At 65.1% G+C, this 21,601-nt stretch carries 17 protein-coding genes; 8 read left to right on the top strand and 9 right to left on the bottom strand.

Going from position 1 to position 21,601, the window contains the following annotated elements:
• Nucleotides 1-11: 11 nt before the first annotated feature.
• From kdpA to NTCA1_RS12180, 4 genes are all read right to left on the bottom strand, one after another.
• Complete coding sequence (kdpA, locus tag NTCA1_RS12195) at nucleotides 12-1,715, bottom strand: potassium-transporting ATPase subunit KdpA (RefSeq protein ID WP_159830718.1); 1,704 nt, start codon at nucleotides 1,713-1,715, stop codon at nucleotides 12-14.
• 13 nt (nucleotides 1,716-1,728) lie between these two features.
• A complete protein-coding gene (locus NTCA1_RS12190) occupies nucleotides 1,729-1,818 on the bottom strand; it encodes a potassium-transporting ATPase subunit F (RefSeq protein ID WP_086491544.1) in 90 nt (29 codons plus the stop codon).
• Between the two features lie 268 nt (nucleotides 1,819-2,086).
• Complete coding sequence (locus NTCA1_RS12185) at nucleotides 2,087-2,983, bottom strand: GGDEF domain-containing protein (protein ID WP_086491543.1); 897 nt, start codon at nucleotides 2,981-2,983, stop codon at nucleotides 2,087-2,089.
• A gap of 287 nt (nucleotides 2,984-3,270) precedes the next feature.
• Nucleotides 3,271-3,999 (bottom strand): helix-turn-helix domain-containing protein, encoded by a 729-nt coding sequence (locus NTCA1_RS12180; protein WP_159830717.1) that lies wholly within the window; start codon nucleotides 3,997-3,999, stop codon nucleotides 3,271-3,273.
• Nucleotides 4,000-4,202: 203 nt separating this feature from the next.
• Here NTCA1_RS12180 and NTCA1_RS12175 point away from each other — a divergent pair, with 203 nt between their 5' ends.
• From NTCA1_RS12175 to NTCA1_RS12145, 7 genes are all read left to right on the top strand, one after another.
• Nucleotides 4,203-7,067 carry an EAL domain-containing protein gene (locus NTCA1_RS12175; protein WP_159830716.1) on the top strand — a complete coding sequence of 955 codons (2,865 nt, stop codon included), beginning with the start codon at nucleotides 4,203-4,205 and terminating at the stop codon, nucleotides 7,065-7,067.
• A 102-nt stretch (nucleotides 7,068-7,169) separates the two neighbouring features.
• Nucleotides 7,170-7,940, top strand: a complete 771-nt coding sequence (cobA, locus tag NTCA1_RS12170; RefSeq protein WP_086491540.1) for a uroporphyrinogen-III C-methyltransferase — start codon at nucleotides 7,170-7,172, stop codon at nucleotides 7,938-7,940.
• On the top strand, nucleotides 7,937-8,233 hold the full coding sequence (locus NTCA1_RS12165; protein WP_133084582.1) for a DUF2849 domain-containing protein: 297 nt from the start codon (nucleotides 7,937-7,939) through the stop codon (nucleotides 8,231-8,233). Before cobA ends, NTCA1_RS12165 begins: the two co-directional genes overlap by 4 nt.
• Nucleotides 8,233-9,867, top strand: coding sequence for a nitrite/sulfite reductase (locus NTCA1_RS12160; protein WP_133084581.1), 1,635 nt, complete (start codon nucleotides 8,233-8,235; stop codon nucleotides 9,865-9,867). Before NTCA1_RS12165 ends, NTCA1_RS12160 begins: the two co-directional genes overlap by 1 nt.
• A complete protein-coding gene (locus NTCA1_RS12155; protein WP_086491537.1) occupies nucleotides 9,860-10,294 on the top strand; it encodes a DUF934 domain-containing protein in 435 nt (144 codons plus the stop codon). The genes NTCA1_RS12160 and NTCA1_RS12155 overlap by 8 nt, the downstream gene beginning before the upstream one ends.
• A 23-nt stretch (nucleotides 10,295-10,317) precedes the next feature.
• Nucleotides 10,318-11,118 (top strand): phosphoadenylyl-sulfate reductase, encoded by an 801-nt coding sequence (locus tag NTCA1_RS12150; protein WP_159830715.1) that lies wholly within the window; start codon nucleotides 10,318-10,320, stop codon nucleotides 11,116-11,118.
• Between the two features lie 227 nt (nucleotides 11,119-11,345).
• Nucleotides 11,346-12,551, top strand: coding sequence for an MFS transporter (locus NTCA1_RS12145; protein WP_159830714.1), 1,206 nt, complete (start codon nucleotides 11,346-11,348; stop codon nucleotides 12,549-12,551).
• A gap of 61 nt (nucleotides 12,552-12,612) precedes the next feature.
• On the opposite strand, the gene putA is transcribed toward NTCA1_RS12145, so the two are convergent.
• On the bottom strand, nucleotides 12,613-16,218 hold the full coding sequence (putA, locus tag NTCA1_RS12140; RefSeq protein WP_159830713.1) for a trifunctional transcriptional regulator/proline dehydrogenase/L-glutamate gamma-semialdehyde dehydrogenase: 3,606 nt from the start codon (nucleotides 16,216-16,218) through the stop codon (nucleotides 12,613-12,615).
• 98 nt (nucleotides 16,219-16,316) lie between these two features.
• Here putA and NTCA1_RS12135 point away from each other — a divergent pair, with 98 nt between their 5' ends.
• A complete protein-coding gene (locus tag NTCA1_RS12135) occupies nucleotides 16,317-16,787 on the top strand; it encodes an Lrp/AsnC family transcriptional regulator (RefSeq protein WP_133084577.1) in 471 nt (156 codons plus the stop codon).
• Here the strand turns inward: NTCA1_RS12135 and NTCA1_RS12130 are convergent.
• Genes NTCA1_RS12130 through NTCA1_RS12115 form a run of 4 tightly spaced genes read right to left on the bottom strand, consistent with a single transcriptional unit; the run spans nucleotide 16,784 to nucleotide 21,601 of the window.
• Nucleotides 16,784-19,513 (bottom strand): xanthine dehydrogenase family protein molybdopterin-binding subunit, encoded by a 2,730-nt coding sequence (locus NTCA1_RS12130; protein ID WP_236549275.1) that lies wholly within the window; start codon nucleotides 19,511-19,513, stop codon nucleotides 16,784-16,786. The two genes, NTCA1_RS12135 and NTCA1_RS12130, sit on opposite strands and share 4 nt — an antisense overlap.
• On the bottom strand, nucleotides 19,510-20,007 hold the full coding sequence (locus NTCA1_RS12125) for a (2Fe-2S)-binding protein (protein WP_159830712.1): 498 nt from the start codon (nucleotides 20,005-20,007) through the stop codon (nucleotides 19,510-19,512). Before NTCA1_RS12125 ends, NTCA1_RS12130 begins: the two co-directional genes overlap by 4 nt.
• Nucleotides 20,004-20,873 (bottom strand): xanthine dehydrogenase family protein subunit M, encoded by an 870-nt coding sequence (locus NTCA1_RS12120; RefSeq protein ID WP_159830711.1) that lies wholly within the window; start codon nucleotides 20,871-20,873, stop codon nucleotides 20,004-20,006. Before NTCA1_RS12120 ends, NTCA1_RS12125 begins: the two co-directional genes overlap by 4 nt.
• A complete protein-coding gene (locus NTCA1_RS12115; protein ID WP_159830710.1) occupies nucleotides 20,870-21,601 on the bottom strand; it encodes a CoxG family protein in 732 nt (243 codons plus the stop codon). The genes NTCA1_RS12120 and NTCA1_RS12115 overlap by 4 nt, the downstream gene beginning before the upstream one ends.

The following is a 21,601-nucleotide window of genomic DNA, read 5'->3' as shown; positions in this document are numbered from 1 at the left end:
TGCAAGGTTCCTCAGAAAAGCTGGCCACGGATCATCGCGAGATGATCGGCGATGGGGCCAAGGGCGAGGCTGGGCAGGAAGGTCAGGCCGCCGACGATCAGCACGATGCCGATCAGCAGGCCGGTCCACAGCAGACCCGTGGTGGGAAAGCTGCCTGCGGTCTCGGGGGTGTACTTCTTGGCGGCGAGGCTGCCCGCGATCGCCAGCATCGGGATGATGACGAAGAAGCGGCCGAGCCACATGGCGACGCCCAGCATGCCGTTGTAGTACGGCGTGCCCGCGGTCAGACCCGCGAAGGCCGAGCCGTTGTTGCCGACGGCGCTGGTGAAGCCGTAGAGGATCTCGGAGAAGCCATGCGGCCCCTTGTTGAGCGGACCGGCCAGACCGGCTTCCAGCACCGAGGAGATCGCCGTTCCGCCCAGGATGATCAGCGGCAACACCGCGATCGCCAGGACAGCGAGCTTGACCTCGCGGCTCTCGATCTTCTTGCCCACGTACTCGGGGGTACGGCCGACCATCAGGCCCGCCACGAAGACGGCGAGGATGGCGAACAGCAGGAAGCCGTAGATGCCCGCGCCGACGCCGCCGATGACGACTTCGCCCAGTTGGATGTTGAACAGCGGGATCATGCCGCCCAGTGCGGTGAAGCTGTCATGCATGGCATTGACCGCGCCGCACGAAGCTGCCGTGGTGACGACTGCGAACAGCGAGGAAGCGACGATGCCGAAGCGGACTTCCTTGCCCTCCATGTTGCCACCGGCGATACCAAGGTTGTGGAGGATCGGGTTGCCGACGGATTCCTGCCAGTAGACCACGGTCACGCCGACGAGGAAGATCGCCATCATCGCGGCCAGGATCGCCCAGCCCTGACGGGTGTTGCCCACAGCCTTGCCGAAGCACCAGGTGAGGCCGACGCCGATCGAGAAGATCGACAGCATCTGCACCAGGTTGGTCAGCGCGGTCGGGTTCTCGAAAGGATGCGCCGAGTTGGCGTTGAAGAAGCCGCCACCGTTGGTGCCCAGCATCTTGATCGCTTCCTGCGAAGCCACCGGACCAAGCGCCAGCGTCTGCTTCACGCCTTCCAGCGTCGAGACGTCGACCGAGGCGGCCAGGGTCTGCGGCACGCCGCTGGCGATCAGGTAGACGGTGTAGACGACGCAGATCGGCAGCAGCAGATAGAGCGTCACGCGGGTCATGTCGGCCCAGAAATTGCCGATGCCTGTAGCGCTCTTGCGGGCAAAACCGCGGAAGAACGCAAAGGCCAGCGCAATGCCGGTGGCGGCCGAGAGGAAGTTGTGGATCGTCAGGCCGAGCATCTGCGAGAGATTGCTCATCGCCGCCTCACCCGAATACCACTGCCAGTTGGTATTGGTGGTGAAGCTGACGGCGGTGTTGAACGCGCCGTCGGCGCCGATGCCCGCATAGCCGAGGCCATTGAGCGGCAGCAGGCCCTGCGCGCGCAGGATCACATAGGTCAGCAGCAGTAGCGCGGCGTTGAACACCAGCATATGCACGGCATAGCGATGCCAGGGCTGGTCCTCTTCCGGGTTTACCCCCGCGAGCTTGTAGAAGCCGCGCTCGACCGGGCCGAGCACCGCGTGAAGCGGCGTGCGGCGTCCCTCGTAGAGCGCATGAAGCCACAGTCCCATGGGCTTGGTAAGCGCCAGCAGGATGACGACGAAGGCTGCAATGAACAGCCATCCTTGAACGGTCATGGAAACGCTCCTTCTAGAAGCGTTCGGGCCGTGCGAGCACGGCGACGAGATAGACGAGAAGGGCCAGCGCGGTGAAACCCGCCAGCCAGAGATCGATGGTCATGTCCGGCTGCCCCTCATGCCTTGTTGCACAGGCCGACATAGCCGAGGCTAGCCGCCAGCAACGCGAGGGTCAGGCCGATCCAGAGGATGTCCTGCATGGGTAGTGCTCCTGCAAGCCCACATCGCGGGAGATGCGATATGAGTCGAATGCAGCAGACCCATTAGGATAATGCGCCGTTGGAATTCGAGACGAGCGCTCGGTCAAACGCATAGTATTTGCATATGATTCCGGCGCGGGAACCGCCCCGGTGGACCACAACGCACCCCATTTACACCGCTATGCGGCGAGGTTTCTCCATCTCCAGGCGATTACGCCCTTTGGCCTTGGCACAGAACAATGCGAGTTCGGCGCGCTCGATCGTGCCGTCCATCGTCTCCGCTATCCGCGCGATGCTGCCGCTGGTGGTGATCGCCAGCCGGTTGTCGCCCACGTTCTGGCGCAAGTTCGCCATGGTCGTGACAACGCGGGTGCAGATTGCCTGTGCCTGCTCCGGTGTAGTGCGCGGCAGAAGCACGGCAAAGCGCTCCGAGCCGATCCGTGAGATAATGTCGTCGGACCGGAGCATTTCACGCAGCAGGTCCGCAAAGACCCGCAGGACGTCGTCGCCCGCCGTCTGTCCGTACTTCATGTTGATCGTGCGGAAGAAGTCGATGCTGAACATCGCCAGGCAGCCTTCCATGCCCTGTGCGATCATGTGTTCCAGCATGGAGATGAACGCGGCGCGGTTGGTCAGCTGGGTCAGCGGATCGGTGTAGGTGGCTGCGAAAAGCTGGTCGCGCAGGCTCCGCCGCTCGTCGATCGTGCGCATGACCGCCAGCGCGCCGTAAACCGCGCCGCTTTCCTCGACCAGCGGGCGAATGCGGATCTCGAACCAGGTTTCGCGGGCATCGGCGGTCACCGCGGGAAATTCGACCCACTGGGCGCCCTGCTCGCCCGCGATCGCGAGATCGAGCGCGCGCGAAACGGCCGCCCTCCCCTGTTCGGCCACCAGATCGAGCAGGTGCGGCCCGACTTCGGCCAATCGCTCGACCCCCAGCCTGCGGATACCGGGCGAGGCATGAACGATCCGGCCCTGAAGATCAGTCTTCAGGATAATGTCGGAAGAGGTTTCCGCCAGCAGCCCGTACAGCGCGGAACTCTCCCGAACGGTGAAATTCATGCCCATCTTGGTAACGCCCCGGATCGAAGGGACCGCAGGAAGGCCCCAGGAGAATAGGGCCCGTGATTCGGAACAAGTTAGCAGACGTTCGACCGTTCAAGAGACGACAGCCCAGCATGACAACTTCCGATTTCCGGCGACCCAGACAATAACCTCCACCCAAGAAGCATTAGCCCTGTTATCTAACACTCTTGAACGCAAGTTATTGTTATTAATGTATTTACCATCGCTGAATTGAGTCGTGAAGCGGATTTGCCCGGACTATCCGCAGGAACGCAGATTGTCCGAATATTCTAGAGCTCGATCATGATCCTGATCTTGTCGGGGCTCGTTTCGACCGCGGCGGCGATCTGGTCGCGGCAACGGGCGATGAGTTCCGGCAGGCCTGCCACGGTGCGTCCGGGACGCAGTTCCGCAGCCGTGACGCCGAGTTCCTCGGCAATGGCATCGAGACGCTCCTCGATCGGACGGGCGCGCCCCTGCTCCCAGGCCCAGACCGTAGGCTTGCTGACGCCCAGGCGCGAAGCGAGTTCGCCCTGGGTGAAGCCGCGCAGCTTGCGAAGGCGATGGAGGCGTTCGCCGAAGCTCTCGCCGCCGATCGCGGCCGGTGCGGCAACCGCTGGCGGCGGCGCCAGATCGACATCCTGCATTGCGCTGCGCAACTGGGCGGCACTGAGCACTGCGGGATGAAGCGGTATGTCGAATGCACAGCCGTAGAGCCGTCCGCTCGCCCAGACCACGCGCGCCCGCGTCGGCCCCGCCTCGGGAAGCTCGATATCGAGCGCTTCGCCGATCTCCATGTCTTCCGCCGTTTCGAGCAGGAGGCCGGTTTCGGAAAAATTGTGGATCGTCACCGGCGTTTCGACGCCGGAAGGCAGCGAACCCTGCGTCTCGATCATCAGCCGCTTGCGCGCGGCGCGCGGCTTATCGGCCTTCTGGCCGTTTTCGGCAGACTTGCCCCCGATCTGGCTATCGCCCGAACTATTGGCAGTCTGATCTTCAAAGTGTGCCGCAATGGGCATGGCGCATTCTCCAGGAGAATCGCAACCTGTCTTGCAGGGATTAATATTCGGTTAGCATCTTGGCTAATTTTTCACAGAGTTCCATGCGCAAAAACCCGCATAGGGTTTTCGCACATTCAACGATTTTGCATCGGATAATATCGTTATTAATCGATTGCTAACCGGCATATCCCTAGATTTCCCGAGATCAAATCGGGGTTCCAGTGTTCGACATCTATCTCTGCATTCGTGACGGCCATGACTTGACCTTCGTCCTGCTGGCGGCCTTGATCTGTCTGTTGTCCTCGCTGACGGCACTGGCGCTGCTGCGCCAGGCGGCCGGTTGCCGGGTGAAACACGGCCCCGCCATGGCGCGGCGCTGGTGGTGCGTCGGCGGTGCAAGTGCGGGCTTCGGCATCTGGGCCACCCACTTCGTGGCCATGCTCGGCTATGCGCCCGACATGGTCACCGGGTTCGAGCCTGCGCTGACTTTCACCTCGCTCGCCATCCTCATAGCCGCATTCGCAGCGGCTTTCGGGCTGGCGATCGAAGGCGCAAAGCCCTGGACCCTGCCGCTGTCCGCCGCGATCGCAACGCTGGGGATCGCCGCTATGCACTATACCGGCATGCTGGCCCTCGAAGCCCCGGCCTCCATGCATTGGAAATCCGGCTACATCGTCGCCTCGGTGATCCTTGGCTACCTGCCGCTCTACCCCGCCCTGGCCCTGGCACTCGGCGACCGCCGCCTGCGCGGCCTGATCGCATCGACCGGCCTGCTCACCGCCGCGGTGGTCCTGCTGCACTTCACCGGCATGACCGGCCTCACGCTCATTCCCGCCCGCCTCGATGCGCCGGAGCAGCTCATTTCCCCGCGCGAAATGGCCGCCGCGGTCACTGCGGTAACTTTCCTGCTTGTCACCCTTTCGGCAATCTCGCTGGCCATCAGCCGCCGGGCCGCCGCCGCCGTGGCGGTCAGCGAGCGCGCCTTCTCCTTTCTCGTGCGCGGTATTTCCGACTGTGCGATCTACATGCTGGATCTCGACGGCCGGGTCGTGAACTGGAACGCCGGTGCTCAGCGCCTGAAGGGCTACCCTGAAAGCGAAGCGCTCGGCCTGCATGTCTCCAGCTTCTACACCCCGGAAGATCGCGATGCCGAGCGCGACCGGATCGCCCTGGAAACGGCCATGAGCGAAGGACGCTATTATGGCGAAGGCTGGCGCGTTCGCCGCGACGGGACCCGCTTCTGGGCGCACGTCACCATCGAAACGATGCTGGACGAATTCGACCAGCCGATCGGTTTCGCCAAGATCACCCGCGACATGTCGCGCTTCAAGGAAGCGCAGGACCGCATCACCGAGGCCAGCCGCCAGCGTGACGCCGCGCTCGGCCATATGCACCAGGGCCTGTGCCTGTACGACGCCGACGAGAAATTGGTGCTTTGCAACTCGCGCTATCTGGAAATGTACGGGCTTGTGCCTGGCGCGCTGACACCGGGAATGTCGCTCTGCGAAGTGATCCGCATCAGCAGTGCAGCACGTTATGCGCCCGAAGAGGTGGAAGAGCGCGTCAGGATCGCGAAGCGGGCGATTCGCGACAATCTCGCGACAGAGACGCACCCGCCGATCCTTTCGGAATATCCCGACGGCACAGTGGTTTCCATCGCTAGCAGGCCCATGCAGGACGGCGGCTGGGTATCGACATTCGACGACATTACCCGGCAGCACGAATCCGAGGCACAGATCGCCCACATGGCGATGCACGACGGACTGACCGGCCTGCCCAATCGCACGCGCTTCAATCTCTGGATCGACGAGAAGCTCGGTCAGGCAGAACGCCAGGGCAAGCGCCTGGGCGTGGCAGCGATCGATCTCGACCGTTTCAAGGAGATCAACGACACTTACGGGCATTCCTGGGGTGACGTGGTCCTGGCGGAACTGGCGGAACGAATCTCCGCCGCGATCGGCGAGGACGAGATTGCATCCCGGCTGGGCGGCGACGAGTTCGGGATCGCCAAGCTCTTCACCACCGATGCCCAGCTTGCGGACTTCCTGTCACGGGTCGAGGCCTGCTTTGCGATGCCGGTCATCCATGAAGGGCAGGACCTCAGCTTCGGCGCCAGCCTCGGCGTCGCGGCCTTCCCGCACGACGGCGGTGACCGGGAGAGCCTGCTCAACAACGCCGACCTCGCGATGTACCGCGCCAAGACCCAGATCGGCGAGCGCATCTGCTATTACGAGCCCGGCATGGACGAAACGGCGCGCGCGCGGCGCCAGCTTGCCGGAGACTTGCGCCAGGCGATCGAGCGGCAGGAACTGGTGCTGCTCTACCAGCCGCAGCGCCACCTGCGCAGCGGCGAGCTTTCGGGCTACGAGGCGCTGGTGCGCTGGCACCATCCGGTACAGGGGCTGGTCTCGCCGGACCAGTTCATCCCGATCGCGGAGGAATCGGGCGCGATCCTGACCATCGGCGAATGGGTGCTGGAACAGGCCTGCCGCGAAGCCGTGAACTGGCAGACCAACCAGCGCATCGCCGTGAACGTATCGCCGATCCAGCTCGTGCAGCAGGACCTCGCGCCCATGGTGGCACGCGTGCTGATCGAAACCGGCCTGCCCGCCAGCCGGCTCGAACTGGAAATCACCGAAAGTGCCATCATCAGCGACAAGGGCCGTGCCCTGCACAACCTCCGCCAGCTCAAGGAACTGGGCGTGGCCATCGCCATGGACGATTTCGGCACCGGCTATTCCTCGCTCGACACACTGCACTCGTTCCCGTTCGACAAGATCAAGATCGACAAGTCGTTCCTGCTGGAATCGGACGGCAACGAACAGGCGCGCGCCATTATCCGCGCGGTCCTGGCGCTCGGCCAGTCGCTGCGCATCCCGGTGCTGGCCGAGGGCGTCGAGACCGAGAGCCAGTTCGATTTACTCATCAGGGAAGGCTGCGAGGAAGCGCAAGGCTATTTCCTGGGACGCCCCGACCGCGCGCCCAGCATGAAAACGCCCCCGGAAGTCGTTACGGCAACGGCCGAAACCCGGCCCTCCACCCCGGCAGGCAGCAACGATGAAATGTTGGAGAATCAAGTCGCCTGAGCTTTCGAGCGGGGCATTATCGGGAGGCCGCTAAAGCCTCCCTTGCCCCGGACAAAGCCATTATCGCTGGCAATCGGGAGCGCGGAGGATCATCTGCGCCCCATGCAAGCGAATCCCGCCTCCGCAGGCCGAGTCTTTCTGGTCGGTGCCGGTCCCGGCGACCCCGACCTCCTGACCCTGCGCGCCGCACGTCTGCTCATGAATGCCGGGCTTATAGTGCATGACGGGCTGGTCGATCCGGCGATACTGTCGATGGCGAAGCCCACGGCACGGCTGGTTTCCGTCGCCAAGAGCCGCGCCCGGCACACCATGAAGCAGGAAGAGATCAACGCCTTGCTCGTCCGCGAGGCGCTGGCGGGGCATGATGTCGTGCGCCTCAAGGGCGGCGATCCCTTCGTGTTCGGCCGGGGCGGCGAAGAGGCAGAGGCCTGCCGCGCGGCCGGAGTGCCGGTGGAAGTGGTTCCCGGCATCTCCTCGGCACTCGGTGCCTCGGCCGCGGCGCAGATCCCCCTTACCCACCGCGACCATGCCTCGATCGTCACCTTCGTGGCAGGCCAGTGCAAGGGCCTGGCGGATCAGGACTGGTCGGGCCTGGCCGGCAAGGGGCGCACCCTCGTGATCTTCATGGGCATCGCCACGTCCGCCCAGATCGCCGAGAAGCTCATGGCCGACGGCCTGGCGCCCGATGTGCCGGTGGCGGTCATAGAAAACGCCACCCGCTCGGCCATGCGGGTGCTGCGTGGGCCGCTCGCCGGACTTGCCGACCTAATCGCGGATGCGAAGGTGCAAAGTCCCGCGCTTATCGTTATCGGGCATGTCACCGCAGAACCCGACAACACCATTCGCGCCCTGGCGCTGGAGGCAACAAAGTGAAGATCCTGACGGGCAACGACCTGAAGACCGGTGCGGTCATCTGGTGGACCGGCGTGGGCTGGTCGCTCGACGTCAACGAATCCGCCGATGTCGGCGAACATGGCGCCGCCCTGGTGGCGCGTGAGGAAGGCGCGCAGAAGGTCGTGGCGGCCTATATCGTCGACGGTGAGAAGACCGGGGAAGGCATCCGGCCCGCTCATATCAAGGAGCGCATCCGCGCCCTCGGGCCGACCGTCCGCCTCGACCTGACGCTGAAGCCGTCCGACCCCGCAGCCGCAGACTGGGTGATCTGATGTACAAGTACGACGAATACGACCAGCAGATGGTCGATACCCGCGTCGCGGAATTCCGCGACCAGGTCCGCCGCCGCCTGGCGGGCGACCTTACCGAGGACCAGTTCAAGCCGCTGCGCCTGCAGAACGGCCTCTACCTCCAGCTGCATGCCTACATGCTGCGCGTCGCGGTGCCCTATGGCACGCTGAATTCCGCGCAGATGACGCTGCTGGGCGATATCGCGGACAAGTACGACCGCGGCTACGGCCACTTCACCACCCGCCAGAACATCCAGTACAACTGGATCAAGCTGGAAGACACGCCGGACATCCTGGCCGAACTTGCCAAGGTGGAGATGCATGCCATCCAAACCAGCGGCAACTGCATCCGCAACATCTCGTCCGACCAGTTCGCGGGCGCTGCCGCCGAGGAAATCGTCGACCCGCGCCCTTATGCCGAACTGCTGCGCCAGTGGTCGAGCTTCCACCCGGAATTCCTGGTGCTGCCGCGCAAGTTCAAGATCGCCGTCATCGCGTCGGAAACCGACCGCGCGGCGATGCGTCTGCACGACATCGGCATCAAGATGGTGAAGAACGACGCAGGCGAGATCGGCGCCCAGTTCTACGCCGGTGGCGGCATGGGCCGCACGCCGATGATCGCACCGCTGATCCGCGACTTCGTGCCGCTTGACCAGCTGATCACTTTCTCCGAGGCATGCCTGCGCGTCTACAACCGCTACGGCCGCCGCGACAACAAGTACAAGGCGCGCATCAAGATCCTCGTCCACGAACTGGGCCGCGACGAATATGTCCGTCAGGTCGAGGAAGAGTTCGCGCATCTGCTCACCCAGCCGATCGAGCCGCCGCTGGCCGAACTGGAGCGCATCAAGGCGCATTTCGTCGATCCCGGCTTCGATGCGAACGCCTCGGACGACTTGGACCTCACCGATCCCGATTTCCGCCTCTGGGTGGAACGCAATACGCATGCCCACAAGCAGGCGGGCTATGTGATTGCCACGGTTTCGCTGAAGCCCATCGGCGGCATTCCCGGTGACGCCACGGCAGACCAGATCCGCCTCATGGCCAAGCTGGCCAAGGACTACAGCTTCGACGAACTGCGCGTCACCCACGCCCAGAACATCGTCTTCCCGCATGTGAAGAAGGCCGACCTCTACACCGTCTGGAAGGCGCTGGACGAGGCAGGCCTGTCGACCGCCAATCTCGACACCGTGGGGGACATCATCGCCTGCCCCGGGCTCGACTACTGCAGCCTTGCAAATGCCCGTTCGATCCCGGTCGCGCAGAAGATCTCCGAACGCTTCGGCAGCGCCGAGCGCCAGGCCGAGATCGGCGAACTGAAGCTGAAGATCTCGGGCTGCATCAACGCCTGCGGCCACCACCACGCGGGCCACATCGGCATCCTTGGCGTCGACAAGAAGGGCCTGGAAAACTACCAGCTCCTGCTCGGCGGCAGCGAAGGCGCGGACACCTCGCTCGGCCAGATCACCGGTCCCGGCTTCACCGAGGACGGCGTGGTCGATGCCATCGAGAAGGCCACCGAAGTCTACCTCGCCAACAAGGAAGGCGAGGAACGCTTCCTCGACACCTATCGCCGTATCGGCATGGCCCCGTTCAAGGAAGCGATCTATGGTTGATGTGCAATTCCGCTTCCGTGAAGACGAAGCGGTGAACGATCCGGCCGTCACGGTCGATGCCTTCTCGCAGCAGACCAATGCCACCGCCGTCCGCATCGAGCCGGGCGACGATGCACGCGACCTGCTGCCGCATCTCGATCGCCTAGCGCTCGTGGAAGTCAGCTTCCCGGCCTGGACCGACGGGCGGGGCTACTCCTCGGCGCGGATCCTGCGCGAGGCAGGCTACGCTGGCGAGATGCGCGCGGTAGGCGATCTGGTGATCGACATGCTCTCGCACCTGCGGCGCTGCGGCTTCGATGCCTTCGCGCCCGAAAAGGCCCTCAACGAGGAGGACGCCCGAAACGCGTTCGATCGCTGGGACAACGTCTACCAAGCCACTGTCGTCGACGGTCGCCAGGCAATCTGGGCGAAGCGCCACCCGGCCTGATGTCCAGCCCAAGGAAGTAACCGATGCACCACACCGAAGCTGCACGTATCCGCGATCTGATCGACACCGGCCCCCGTTTCGACGAGGCCGATGCCGTTCGCCTTAACCGCCTCTTCCGCGGCACCGACACGAGCGAGATGCTCGAAACGGTGCTCAAGGAAGGCATGGCGGGCGATATCGCGGTCGTCTCCAGCTTCGGTGCGGAATCGGCCGTGCTCCTGCATCTGATCGCGCAAGTCGATCCTGCGGTGCCGGTGCTGTTTCTCGAAACCGGCAAGCACTTCCCCGAGACCCTGGAGTACCGCGATCTCCTTGTTGAGCGGCTGGGCCTGACCAACCTCATCAACCTTCTTCCCGATGCCGAGGCGCTGGCGAAGAAGGACGAAAACGGCCTGCGCTGGTCCTACGATCCAGACGGCTGCTGCGAAATCCGCAAGGTGAAGCCGCTGGAAAAGGCCCTGCTCGGCTACGATGCCTCGTTCAGCGGTCGCAAGGCCTTCCAGGCCTCGACCCGCGCCACCCTGCCCCGCTTCGAGGTCGACACCACCGACGCGCAGGGCCGGCTCAAGGTCAATCCGCTGATCGACTGGTCGCCCGAACGCATCGCCGCCTATATCGCCGAGCACGAGTTGCCGCCGCACCCGCTGGTCGCCCAGGGCTACCCGTCGATCGGCTGCATGCCCTGCACCAGCAAGGTCGCGGATGGCGAAGACCCCCGTTCCGGCCGCTGGCGCGGTTGGGACAAGACCGAATGCGGCATCCATGTCGCCACGCATTCGGACTATACCACCAAGAACGCGCCGGAGTTCGACCCGGGGCTTTAAGCAGACGTCGGTCGAAGCGTCGTCCCGGACTTGATCCGGGACCGCCTTGCTCTCAGACGAGCGCCTAAAGATCGCCAGCGGTCCCGGATCAAGTCCGGGACGACGGGGATTAATCAGTCACACATTGCAACAAACAAGACCGAGAGTGCAATTATTGCACCTCCCGACGGGTTGGCATAGCGCAGCGCTCCACTAGATCGCAAATGCCCCCAATATTGCAGTGCAACATGACCGATCAGCAAAAAGCCCATACCCACCCCGCGCTCGTCATCCTCGCCCTGGCGATGGGTGCCTTCGCCATCGGCACCACCGAATTCGCCGCGATGAGCCTTGTGCCCTATTTCGCGCGCGATCTTGGCCTGACGGAGCCGGAAGCGGGTCATGCGATCAGCACGTATGCGCTGGGCGTGGTCGTCGGCGCGCCGGTGATCGCGGTACTGGCGGCCAAGCTGCCGCGCCGGGCGCTGCTGATCGGTCTCATGGGACTGTTCGCAGTGGGTAACGGCCTTTCGGCAATGGCGCCGACGTATCCGCTGCTCCTGCTGTTCCGCTTCATCAGCGGCCTGCCCCACGGTGCCTACTTCGGTATCGCCGCGCTGGTTGCCGCCTCGATGGTTTCCGCCAACAAGCGCGCACAATCCGTTGCGCTGGTCATGTCGGGGCTGACCGTCGCCACGATCATCGGCGTGCCGCTGGCCAACTGGCTGGGACAGGCCTTTGGCTGGCGCACCGGTTTCGCCATCGTCTCGGTGCTGGCGATCATAACCATGGCACTCGTCGCGCTCTATGCCCCGCACCAGAAAGCGGACGAAGGCGCCAGCCCGATGCGCGAACTGGGCGCACTGCGCCGTCCGCAAGTGCTGCTGACACTGCTCACCGGCGCGATCGGCTTCGGCGGCCTCTTTGCCGTCTACACTTACATCGCCTCGACCATGATCGAGGTCACCAAAGTCTCCGAGCACCTCGTTCCGGTCGTCCTCGCAGTCTTCGGCGTCGGCATGACGGTGGGCAATCTGTTCTGGGCCTGGGCGGCCGACCGCTCGCTGAACAAGGCCGCGATCGGCGCGCTGCTGTTCAGCGCCTTCGCTCTCGCCCTGTTCCCCATGGCCGCCAGCAACGTCTGGACGCTGAGCGTGGTGGTGGTGATGATCGGGTTTGCGGGCGGTCTCGGCACGATCCTCCAGACCCGCCTCATGGACGTGGCGGGCGACGCCCAGGCGCTTGCCGCCGCCGCGCACCACAGCGCTTTCAACATGGCCAACGCGCTGGGGCCCTGGCTGGGCGGCCTGGCGATCTCGGCAGGCTACGGCCTCACCTCGACCGGCTGGATCGGCATGGGCCTGTCGCTGGGGGGCCTCGCGATCTTCCTGGTGACGCTCGCGTTGCACAAGCGCGAAGGCGAGATGGACGGACAGCCGGTCCCAGCCTGCTGATCGCCCTTCCAGCCCCATGAAAAAAGTCCCGCGAGTGTCGAACTCGCGGGCCTTTTTCGTATCAGCCGATCATCATCAGGCTGGCATTGCCACCAGCGGCGGTAGTGTTGATGGAAGTCGAAACTTCCTCCAGCAGCCATACCAGATTGGGGCCCGGCGTAACGTGGACCGGAACGATCGGCCCCGGCAGGTCCGCCACCGCCTTGCAGGCGGCCCGCACCGCATCCCCGTCGCCTTCCACCAGGCAGGCCGCGAAGTGCTCGCCCGCATTCGGCGTGAAACGCGCGGCCACGGCTTCAGGTAGCCCGGCAGGAAGCGCCATGCCCTCCACGGTCGCCGTATTGCCGCTGGCGAGCACGGCCGCCATCTGGCCATAGAGCCCCTCGCGCGTCGCCGGACGCAGCAGCGCCCGCCCGCGCGGGTGAAGCGCATAGAGGTTAGTCTCGCCCACCGGCCCCGGCAGGACCTGTTCGATGCCCAGCCCCGACGACGCACCCAGCGTGCGCGCCGCAGCAGCGGAAGCGGCATCGCCCTGAGCGCTCAGCCAGGTCGCGAAAGCCTCTACCAGCGGCGCTGCTTGCGCAGGCGCGGCGAGAACTTCCGGCGCCTTCCGCGCCAGACGGCCCAGATAGAGCGGTCCGCCCGCCTTCGGTCCGGTGCCCGAAAGCCCGCGCCCGCCGAAAGGCTGGACGCCGACAATGGCACCGATCGTATTGCGGTTGACGTAGAGATTGCCCGCGCGGATCGCCGAAGTGACCTGCTCCACGGTGGCATCGAGGCGGGTGTGGAGACCGAAAGTCAGCCCATAGCCGGTGGCATTGATCGCCTCGACAAGATCGGGAAGCGCATCACGCTTGAACCGCACGACATGCAGCACCGGGCCAAACACTTCGCGTTCGAGCTGGGCGATGGACGCGATCTCGATGATCGTCGGCGCCACGAAAGTGCCCGCCTCGCAGGCTCCCGGAATCGTCACCTGTTCGACCTTGCAACCGCGCGACTTCATGCGCGCGACGTGGCCATCGATCATGCCCTTGGCCTCGGCCGTGATGACCGGGCCGATGTCCACTGCGAGTTCCTGGGTATTGCCCACGCGCAGTTGCGCCAGCGCGCCCTTGAGCATCGTCAGCGTGCGGTCGGCCACATCTTCCTGAAGGCAGAGCACGCGCAGTGCCGAACAGCGCTGCCCGGCAGAGTCGAAAGCGGAAGCGATGACGTCCGCCACCACCTGCTCCGCCAGCGCCGAGGAATCGACGATCATGGCATTCTGCCCGCCGGTTTCGGCGATGAAGGGGATCGCCTGGCCATCGGCAGCGACGCGGCCCGCAAGCTGCTTCTGGATCAGACGCGCCACTTCGGTCGAGCCGGTGAACATCACGGCGGCAACCTGCGGCGCAGCCACGAGCGCGGCGCCGAGCTTCCCGTCACCCGGCAGAAGCTGCAGCGCATCCTTCGGGACGCCCGCCTCGTGCAGAAGGCGCACTGCCTCCGCCGCGATCAACGGGGTTTCCTCGGCAGGCTTGGCCAGCACTGGGTTGCCTGCGACCAGCGCGGCGGCGACCTGCCCGGCGAAGATCGCGAGTGGGAAATTCCAGGGGCTGATGCAGACGACCGGCCCCAGCGGGACCTGCTCCGCACCGAAAGTCTCACGCGCCTGCTTGGCGTAATAGCGCAGGAAGTCGATCGCCTCGCGCACTTCGGCAATGGCGTTCGCGGCCGACTTGCCGGCCTCGCGGATGACGAGGCCCATGAGCAGGCCGATCCGCGCCTGCATGGCATCGGCGGCGGCATCGAGCATGGCCGCGCGCTCGGCGACCGGCACCTGGCCCCAGCGGCTTATCGCCGCGCGGGCCACGGCAACCGCTGCCGCTTCCGGTGCCACTTCGATCACCCGGCCGACCACGTCCCCGTGGTCCGCGGGGTTGAGCACGGCACGCGCCTCGCCCTGGGCATTGGCGGTCATGGCGAACCATTCGCGTGCCGCCGAACGGCGCAGATCTTCCGAAAGCGCCGCAAGCGCGGTTTCGTCGGCCAGGTCTACACCGTCCGAATTGCGGCGGCCGGGGTAGAGATCGGCCGCGACCGGGATCAGATCGTGCCGGGCGCCCGGGTTCGGCATGGCGCGGACCACATCGACGGGATCGGCCACCATCTCTTCCACGGGCACGGCGGGATCGGCAATGCGGTTCACGAACGAGGAGTTCGCACCGTTTTCCAGCAGGCGGCGCACCAGATAGGCCAGCAGCGTCTCGTGCGTGCCGACCGGCGCGTAGATGCGGCAGGGTCGGTCGAGATTTTCCTTCCCCACGACCTGCGAATAGAGTGGCTCGCCCATGCCGTGAAGGCACTGGAACTCGTAGCGGCCCACCACGAAGTCCGGTCCGGCAAGGTGGTAGATCGTCGCCAGCGTCTGCGCATTGTGCGTCGCGAACTGCGGGAAGACAGCATCCGGCGCCGCCAGCAGCTTGCGGGCGCAGGCGACGTAGGAAACGTCGGTATGGACCTTGCGGGTATAGACCGGGAAGTCGGCAAGGCCGTCCACCTGGGCGCGCTTGATCTCGGCATCCCAATAGGCACCCTTGACCAGGCGCACCATCATCCGTCGGCCCGAGCGGCGGGCGAGGTCGATGATCCAGTCGAGCACGAAGGGGCAGCGCTTGCCATAAGCCTGCACCACGAAGCCCAGACCGTCCCAGCCCTTGAGGTCGGGATCGAGCGCCAGGGCTTCGAGCAGGTCGAGCGAAAGTTCGAGCCGGTCGGCTTCCTCGGCATCGATGTTGAGGCCGATGTCGTAGCCCTTGGCAAGCACCGCCAGCGCCTTCACGCGCGGCAGCAGTTCGTCCATCACCCGCTTCGCCTGCGCCCGGCTGTAACGCGGATGCAGTGCCGAAAGCTTGATCGAGATGCCCGGGCCTTCGTAGATCCCGCGCCCGGCGCTCGCCTTGCCGATAGCGTGGATGGCGTTGACGTAGTCGGCGTTGTAGCGGTCGGCATCGGCCGCCGTGGTCGCCGCTTCGCCCAGCATGTCGTAGCTGTAGCGAAAGCCTTTCTCTTCCAGTTCCCTGGCGCGCTTCACGGCCTCACCGATGGTTTCGCCGGTCACGAACTGCTCGCCCATCAGACGCATGGCCAGATCGACGCCGCGCCGGATCACCGGCTCGCCCGCACGCGCTACCAGACGGGTCAGGGCAGCACCCAGGCCCCGGTCGTCGACCGAACCGACCAGCTTGCCGGTCACCACCAGACCCCAAGTCGCGGCATTGACGAAGAGCGACTTGCCGCCGCCGAGATGCGCGCTCCAGTCGCCGTCGGAGATCTTGTCGCGGATCAGGGCGTCGCGGGTGGCGTTGTCGGGAATGCGCAGCAACGCTTCGGCCAGGCACATCAGCGCCACGCCTTCCTGGCTGGAGAGCGAGTATTCCTGAACGAGACCCTCGACGCCGGTGCCCTTGTGATTGGCCCGCAGCGTGGTCACGAGATGGCTCGCCGTCTCGCGAACGTCCCGGCGCTGCGTATCCGGCAAAGTCGCGGCGTCGAGCAGCGGCGCCATGCAGGCGGCCTCGTCACGGCGGAAGGCATCGGTGATCGCGCGGCGGAGCGGCGTGAGCTCGCTGACGGCGGGGGCGAAGGCGGCGAATGGCGCGTGGGCGGGCGGGGTGTGGGTCATGAATCGCCAATATCGCAAGCCGGCTTGGCAATCCGACTTTTCACAGGCACAAGACGATCCATTTTGACTTATCTTGCTCCCATCGGCAGTTCAATCGCATGGCAAAACGCACCGAACCGGTCATTCTGGACGACCACGATCGCAAGATCGTCGCTGCGCTGCGCGAAGACGGCCGCATGAGCGTGACCGAGCTGGCGAAAGTCGTGGGCCTGTCCAAGACCCCCTGCCAGGTGCGCCTGCGCCGACTGACCCAATCGGGCGTGATCCGGGGCTTCCGCGCCGTGATCGATCCGGTAGCGCTGGGGCTCGACCATGTCGCCTTTACCGAGGTCAAGCTGTCCGACACGCGCGAGCAGGCCCTTCGCGAATTCAACGCCGCCATCCAGCGCATTCCCGAAGTGGAGGAGTGCCATATGCTTGCCAGCCATTTCGACTACCTTCTCAAGGTCCGCACCCGCGACATCCATCGCTACCGGGCCGTGCTGGGAGAGAAACTCTCCAGCCTGCCGCATGTATCCAGCACGTCTACTTACGTGGCGATGGAAACGGTGAAGGACGCCAGCAGCTAGGGCGCGCGCTTGCCCGTGACTTTCGCCGAGCCGAACATACCCATCTTGCACTTGCCCGCGATGGCGTCTCCGCTGACCTCCAGATCATACTTCAAGGTAATCTTCATTGGCTTCTCGACCTTGAGATCGAAACGCAGGCGATTGCCCTCCACGATGCCGCCCCTGAATTCCTGCCGTCCCTCGGGCGCGGCCAGGTAGCCGCGAAGCGCACTGCCTTCGACATCGAAATGCGCCTGCATCGCCTGCGGCCCCATTGGCGTCTTGAGTACCATGTCCCAATCCCCTGCAGGTCCGGCGGCGGAAACGACCTGCAGCGCGTCCTTTGCCTGAACAGGTTCCGGCGACAGCGTCACGGCCGTTTCCGCGACCGGCCACGGCTGCTTGCTGGTGCCCGAAACATCCCGCTGCTCGATCACATCCAGAATGCGGGCGGGGGTGAGCGGCAGGACAAGCTCCTCGATCTCACCGAACGGCGAAAGCGCATCCGCAATCGCGTTCACCAGCGTGGGCGGGCCGATGATCGCACCGCCCTCTCCCACGCCCCGCATTCCGCCGATAGTGCGGGACGGCGTATTCGCATGGACGAACTCGAATACCGGCACGTCGCCGATTCCGGGCAGCAGATAGTCCTTAAACGTAGCCGCCAACGGATTTCCATGCGCGTCGTAGGGCATGTCTTCCAGCAGGACCATGCCGATAGCCTGAGCCAGGCCGCCTGAAATCTGCCCCTCCACTACGGCAGGGTTGATGACCGTTCCGCAATCCTCGCTGGATATCCAGCGCAGGATCGTCACGAACCCGGTCTCCGCATCGACCTCGACGATGGCCAGATGGGCCGCGCTGGTAAAGGTCATCGGAGGCGGCTGGTAGCGGAACTGCATTTCCAGTCCGGTTTCCAGATCCGGTGGCAGGCGATCGGGCTCGCCATAGGCGATGGCGGCAATCTCCGAGAGCGGACGCGTCATTTCCGGCGCGCCCTCGACATGGACCATGCCGTCGCTCAGCACGACGCTGTCTGGAGAGGCATTGAGCAGATGGGCCGCAACCGTGCGCACTTTGTCGGCCAAAAGCTCCGAGCAGCGGATCGCCGCGCCGCCCGCGATCACACCCTGACGGCTTCCGGCAGCGCCGGGACCGAAACCGCCGCGCGAACTGTCACCTTCGAACACGGTCACGTCCTCGTAGCGCACGCCCAGCCGGTCGGCGATGCACTGGGCCATCGTCGTTGCCGTACCGTGCCCCTGCGAATGGGTGGACATCGTCGCCGTAACCTTGCCCGTCGGCTCGATCCGCACTTGCGCCAGTTCGCCGGTCATCGGCGCCATCGATCCCGCCGAGCCTGTCGGCTCCACGTATGCGGCAATGCCGACGCCGAGATAACGCCCCTCACTTCGCGCCTTGGCCTGTTCGCGCCGGAACTGGGCCATATCGAAGTGCTGGAGCAGCTTTTCCAGGCATTCGCCCGGCGTTATGTCCTCAAGCGGAATGCCCATGCTGAACGTGGCCGGCTGGTCGGCAAGGTAGACGAGGTTGCGGCGGCGGATCTCCACCGGGTCGATGCCGAGCTGCCGCCCGGCCTTGTCCAGCAAGGTCTCCCGCACCAGCGATTCCATCGCCCAAGGGCCGCGATAGGCGGCGAGGCCGTTGGTATTGGTATACCAGCCGCGCGAGACAAAGGCGTAAGCCGGCTGTCTGTAGGCTGCCCAGACGAACATGTGTACGGCAATGTTGCTGTCCGCGCCCTGCGGAAAGGCGCCGTTGTTGCAATCGTATATCCCGTGCGATCCGGTGAGGCGGCCTTCCGCGTCGAACCCGGCCTCCAGGGTCATCTCGGCCTCGCGCGCCTGGTTGGAGGCGGTAAGCGCCTCGTATCGGTCCTCGATCCACTTGAGCGGCTTCCCGAGCAGGAGCGCCGCGACGATGACGGCGCACTCCTCCTTCCAGGGGTGGTTCTTCAGCCCGAAGGCCCCGCCCACGTCCTTGGCGATGACGCGGATCGCGCTATCCGGCAGATCAAGCGCCAGGCTCACCCAGCGAGCAACGAGATGGGGGCTCTGGCAGGTGATCCACAGCGTCAGTTCTTCCGGCCCGTCGCGGGAAGCGATCACCCCGCGCGTTTCCATCGGCGCCTGGGAGATGCGCTGGTGGACCACTTTCTGGCGGATCCGCAAAGCCGACGCTGCCAGTCTTTGCTCCAGTTCCTCGTCGATTTCCTCATCGCCGATCTCGGCGGCGATGTTGCTGTCCATGCCGGGATGGATCGGCGCGCCCGTCCTGGCCTGTGCGATGGAGACTATCGGCTGCCCTTCCTCGCACGCGATCTCCACGAGCGCGGCGGCATCCTCGGCCATGGCACGGCTTTCCGCGACCACCAGGGCTACCGGCTCGCCGAGATAGGAAACATGGCCGTCCGCCAGCGGCGCGATCGCGATCTCGGCCTCGGTAAAGAAGAACGAGAGCATGCGGATGGGCCGCGCGGCAAGATCCGCCGCCGTCAGTACGACGTGGACCCCCGGCATCTCCCGGGCGGCTTCCCGATCGATGGAGATGATCCGGCCGCATGCGACAGAGCTGCGCACAAATGCGACATGAAGCATGCCCGGAAGCACCACGTCATCCACGAACTGACCGCGCCCGGTCAGCAGGCGCGGGTCCTCCTTGCGGGGCACGCGCTTGCCGATCCAGCGACTGGCACCCAGACCATGGCCGGAGATCTCGGCGTTCATGCTTCCGTCCCTTGCCCGGAACCAACGGTTCTCTCCGCCAGGGCCTTCGCCGCCCGGCGGATCCCCTGATATCCGGTACAGCGACATATATGCCCGGACATGGCGGCGATCATTGCCTGCTCGTCCGCCCTTGCCGCGTCCGACGAGAGGGCGGCGAACGTCATCAGCACCCCCGGCGTACAGAACCCGCACTGCACGCCGTGCGCCTCTCGCATGGCCTGTTGAACGGTGTGAAGGGTACCGTCCGGCGCCGCGAGACCTTCCACCGTGGTAACGCATGCGCCGTCTGCCTGAACGGCCAGCATCAGACATGAGCGCACGGCCCTGCCATCGACGATCACCGTGCAGGCTCCGCATACGCCGTGCTCGCAACCGAGGTGGACGCCGGTGCAGCCAACCTCCAGCCTGAGGTGATCGGCCAGACTGGTTCGCGCCTCGACCCGGTCTCGGCGCGGGTGGGCGTTGACGGTCCATGCGATGGCATGTTCGCTCATACCGCCTCCTTCAGGCCGAGAGCCTCACGCAAGGTGCGGCGGAAAATGCGGTGACCGACCGTACGGCGATATTCCGCACTGACATGATGGTCATCGAATGGCGCAGCGTCTGCCACCGCCAGCCGGGCGACGGTGTCTGGATCGATATCGGTCAATGCTTGGCCCAGAAGCGCATTCTCGGCCTGCACCATGCGGATCGGCGTCGGCCCCATTCCGAACCAGGCCAGGCCGATCCGCGCCACGGCGCCGTCCTCCAGAACCGCCGCACCGGTCATCCCCAGCAGCGCGAAGTCCCCCGGCCGCCGCGCGACCTCACGGAACAGGACCAGATGCCCCTCGGGCCAGTGCGGATAGATCACACCGGTCAGAAGCTCATCCGGTTCGAGTGCCGTCATGTAAGGGCCGAGATAGAAATCGGCAGCGGCAACCTGACGGATACCGCGCAGGGAGGCGATTTCCATCGTTGCTCCCAAGGCGACTGCAGTGGCCGGCATTTCGGCAGCGGGTTCTCCCAGCGCGATGGAGCCGCCCACGGTCCCGCGATTGCGCGTCTGATGGTGGCCGACATGCTCCAGCGCCATGACCATCGCTGGAAGCCGGGCCGCAAGCAAGGCGTCGGTCAAGCCGTCGGCCTGCCGCGTCATCGCGCCGACCCGCAGCCCACCCGGCACGGCCGAAACGCCCTGAATGTCCTCAATTCCTGCAATGTCCACCAGAATGAACGGCTGGCTCATCCGCAAGTTCAGCAAGGGCATCAGCGTCTGCCCCCCGGCGATCACCGTAGCGCCGCCGCCCGCTTCGGCCAGAATGCCGCACGCTTCCCGCACGCTGGCAGGACGAACATAATCGAAAGGCGCGGGCTTCAACGCGATGCTCCGTCTCGAAGGCCCCGCGCCCCAAGACATTGCCGTCTTCCTGCCTCGAATGCCGCCGCTGCCGTCACGATCAGAAGGACCCCAACCGCTAGCATTTCCGTCTGCAATCCGCGCGCGCCGAGCAGGAAACCCGCTATCAACGCCATGACCAGCGCGGCCACCCAACCCCAGATACCTTGCGTTGATGCGACTTTGGGCAAGGCCGGCGCAACCGGTGCTGCGGAAGCGGCATGACCGGCGCCGGCTGCGTGCTCCCCCGCAACAACCGGCGCCGGGCCGTCCCCCGTGACGACCTCTCCGAACCGCATGAAGAACTTGCCAGCCAGATTTCGGGCCGTCGCATCGATGATCGGCCCGCCAAGCTGCGCCATGCGGCCGCCCACTTCCGCTTCGACCTCGTAGGCGACGAGCGTGCCGCCCTCGCTATCCTTGAGGCGCACTTTCGCACCGCCCTTGGCATTGCCGGCAATACCGCCATTGCCGGAACCGGTGATGGTGTAACCGTTGGGCGCGTCCAGTTCGGACAGTTGCACCTGCCCTTTGAAACGCGCGCCGATCGGGCCAATCCTGACCTCGGCCACGGCAACGAAGCGATCGTCTGCGGCCCTGTCGAGACTCTGGCAGCCGGGAATGCACTGCGCGAGAACCGCCGGATCGTTCAGGGCATCCCACACCTTTCGGCGCGGCGCCGCGACATGCTGCTCTCCCGTCATCAGCAT

The organism is Novosphingobium sp. TCA1 (assembly GCF_009811895.1).
GTDB classification, from domain to species: domain Bacteria; phylum Pseudomonadota; class Alphaproteobacteria; order Sphingomonadales; family Sphingomonadaceae; genus Novosphingobium; species Novosphingobium panipatense_A.
This window is presented reverse-complemented; position numbering and strand designations above follow the sequence as displayed.

Bases quoted from the DNA above. Each gene is read 5' to 3' on its own strand.
- kdpA (WP_159830718.1), bottom strand. From the start codon at position 1,715: ATGACCGTTCAAGGATGGCTGTTCATTGCAGCCTTCGTCGTCATCCTG.
- NTCA1_RS12190 (WP_086491544.1), bottom strand. From the start codon at position 1,818: ATGACCATCGATCTCTGGCTGGCGGGTTTCACCGCGCTGGCCCTTCTC.
- NTCA1_RS12185 (WP_086491543.1), bottom strand. From the start codon at position 2,983: ATGGGCATGAATTTCACCGTTCGGGAGAGTTCCGCGCTGTACGGGCTG.
- NTCA1_RS12180 (WP_159830717.1), bottom strand. From the start codon at position 3,999: ATGCCCATTGCGGCACACTTTGAAGATCAGACTGCCAATAGTTCGGGC.
- cobA (WP_086491540.1), top strand. From the start codon at position 7,170: ATGCAAGCGAATCCCGCCTCCGCAGGCCGAGTCTTTCTGGTCGGTGCC.
- NTCA1_RS12160 (WP_133084581.1), top strand. From the start codon at position 8,233: ATGTACAAGTACGACGAATACGACCAGCAGATGGTCGATACCCGCGTC.
- NTCA1_RS12155 (WP_086491537.1), top strand. From the start codon at position 9,860: ATGGTTGATGTGCAATTCCGCTTCCGTGAAGACGAAGCGGTGAACGAT.
- NTCA1_RS12150 (WP_159830715.1), top strand. From the start codon at position 10,318: ATGCACCACACCGAAGCTGCACGTATCCGCGATCTGATCGACACCGGC.
- NTCA1_RS12145 (WP_159830714.1), top strand. From the start codon at position 11,346: ATGACCGATCAGCAAAAAGCCCATACCCACCCCGCGCTCGTCATCCTC.
- putA (WP_159830713.1), bottom strand. From the start codon at position 16,218: ATGACCCACACCCCGCCCGCCCACGCGCCATTCGCCGCCTTCGCCCCC.
- NTCA1_RS12135 (WP_133084577.1), top strand. From the start codon at position 16,317: ATGGCAAAACGCACCGAACCGGTCATTCTGGACGACCACGATCGCAAG.
- NTCA1_RS12130 (WP_236549275.1), bottom strand. From the start codon at position 19,513: ATGAACGCCGAGATCTCCGGCCATGGTCTGGGTGCCAGTCGCTGGATC.
- NTCA1_RS12125 (WP_159830712.1), bottom strand. From the start codon at position 20,007: ATGAGCGAACATGCCATCGCATGGACCGTCAACGCCCACCCGCGCCGA.
- NTCA1_RS12115 (WP_159830710.1), bottom strand. From the start codon at position 21,601: ATGCTGATGACGGGAGAGCAGCATGTCGCGGCGCCGCGCCGAAAGGTG.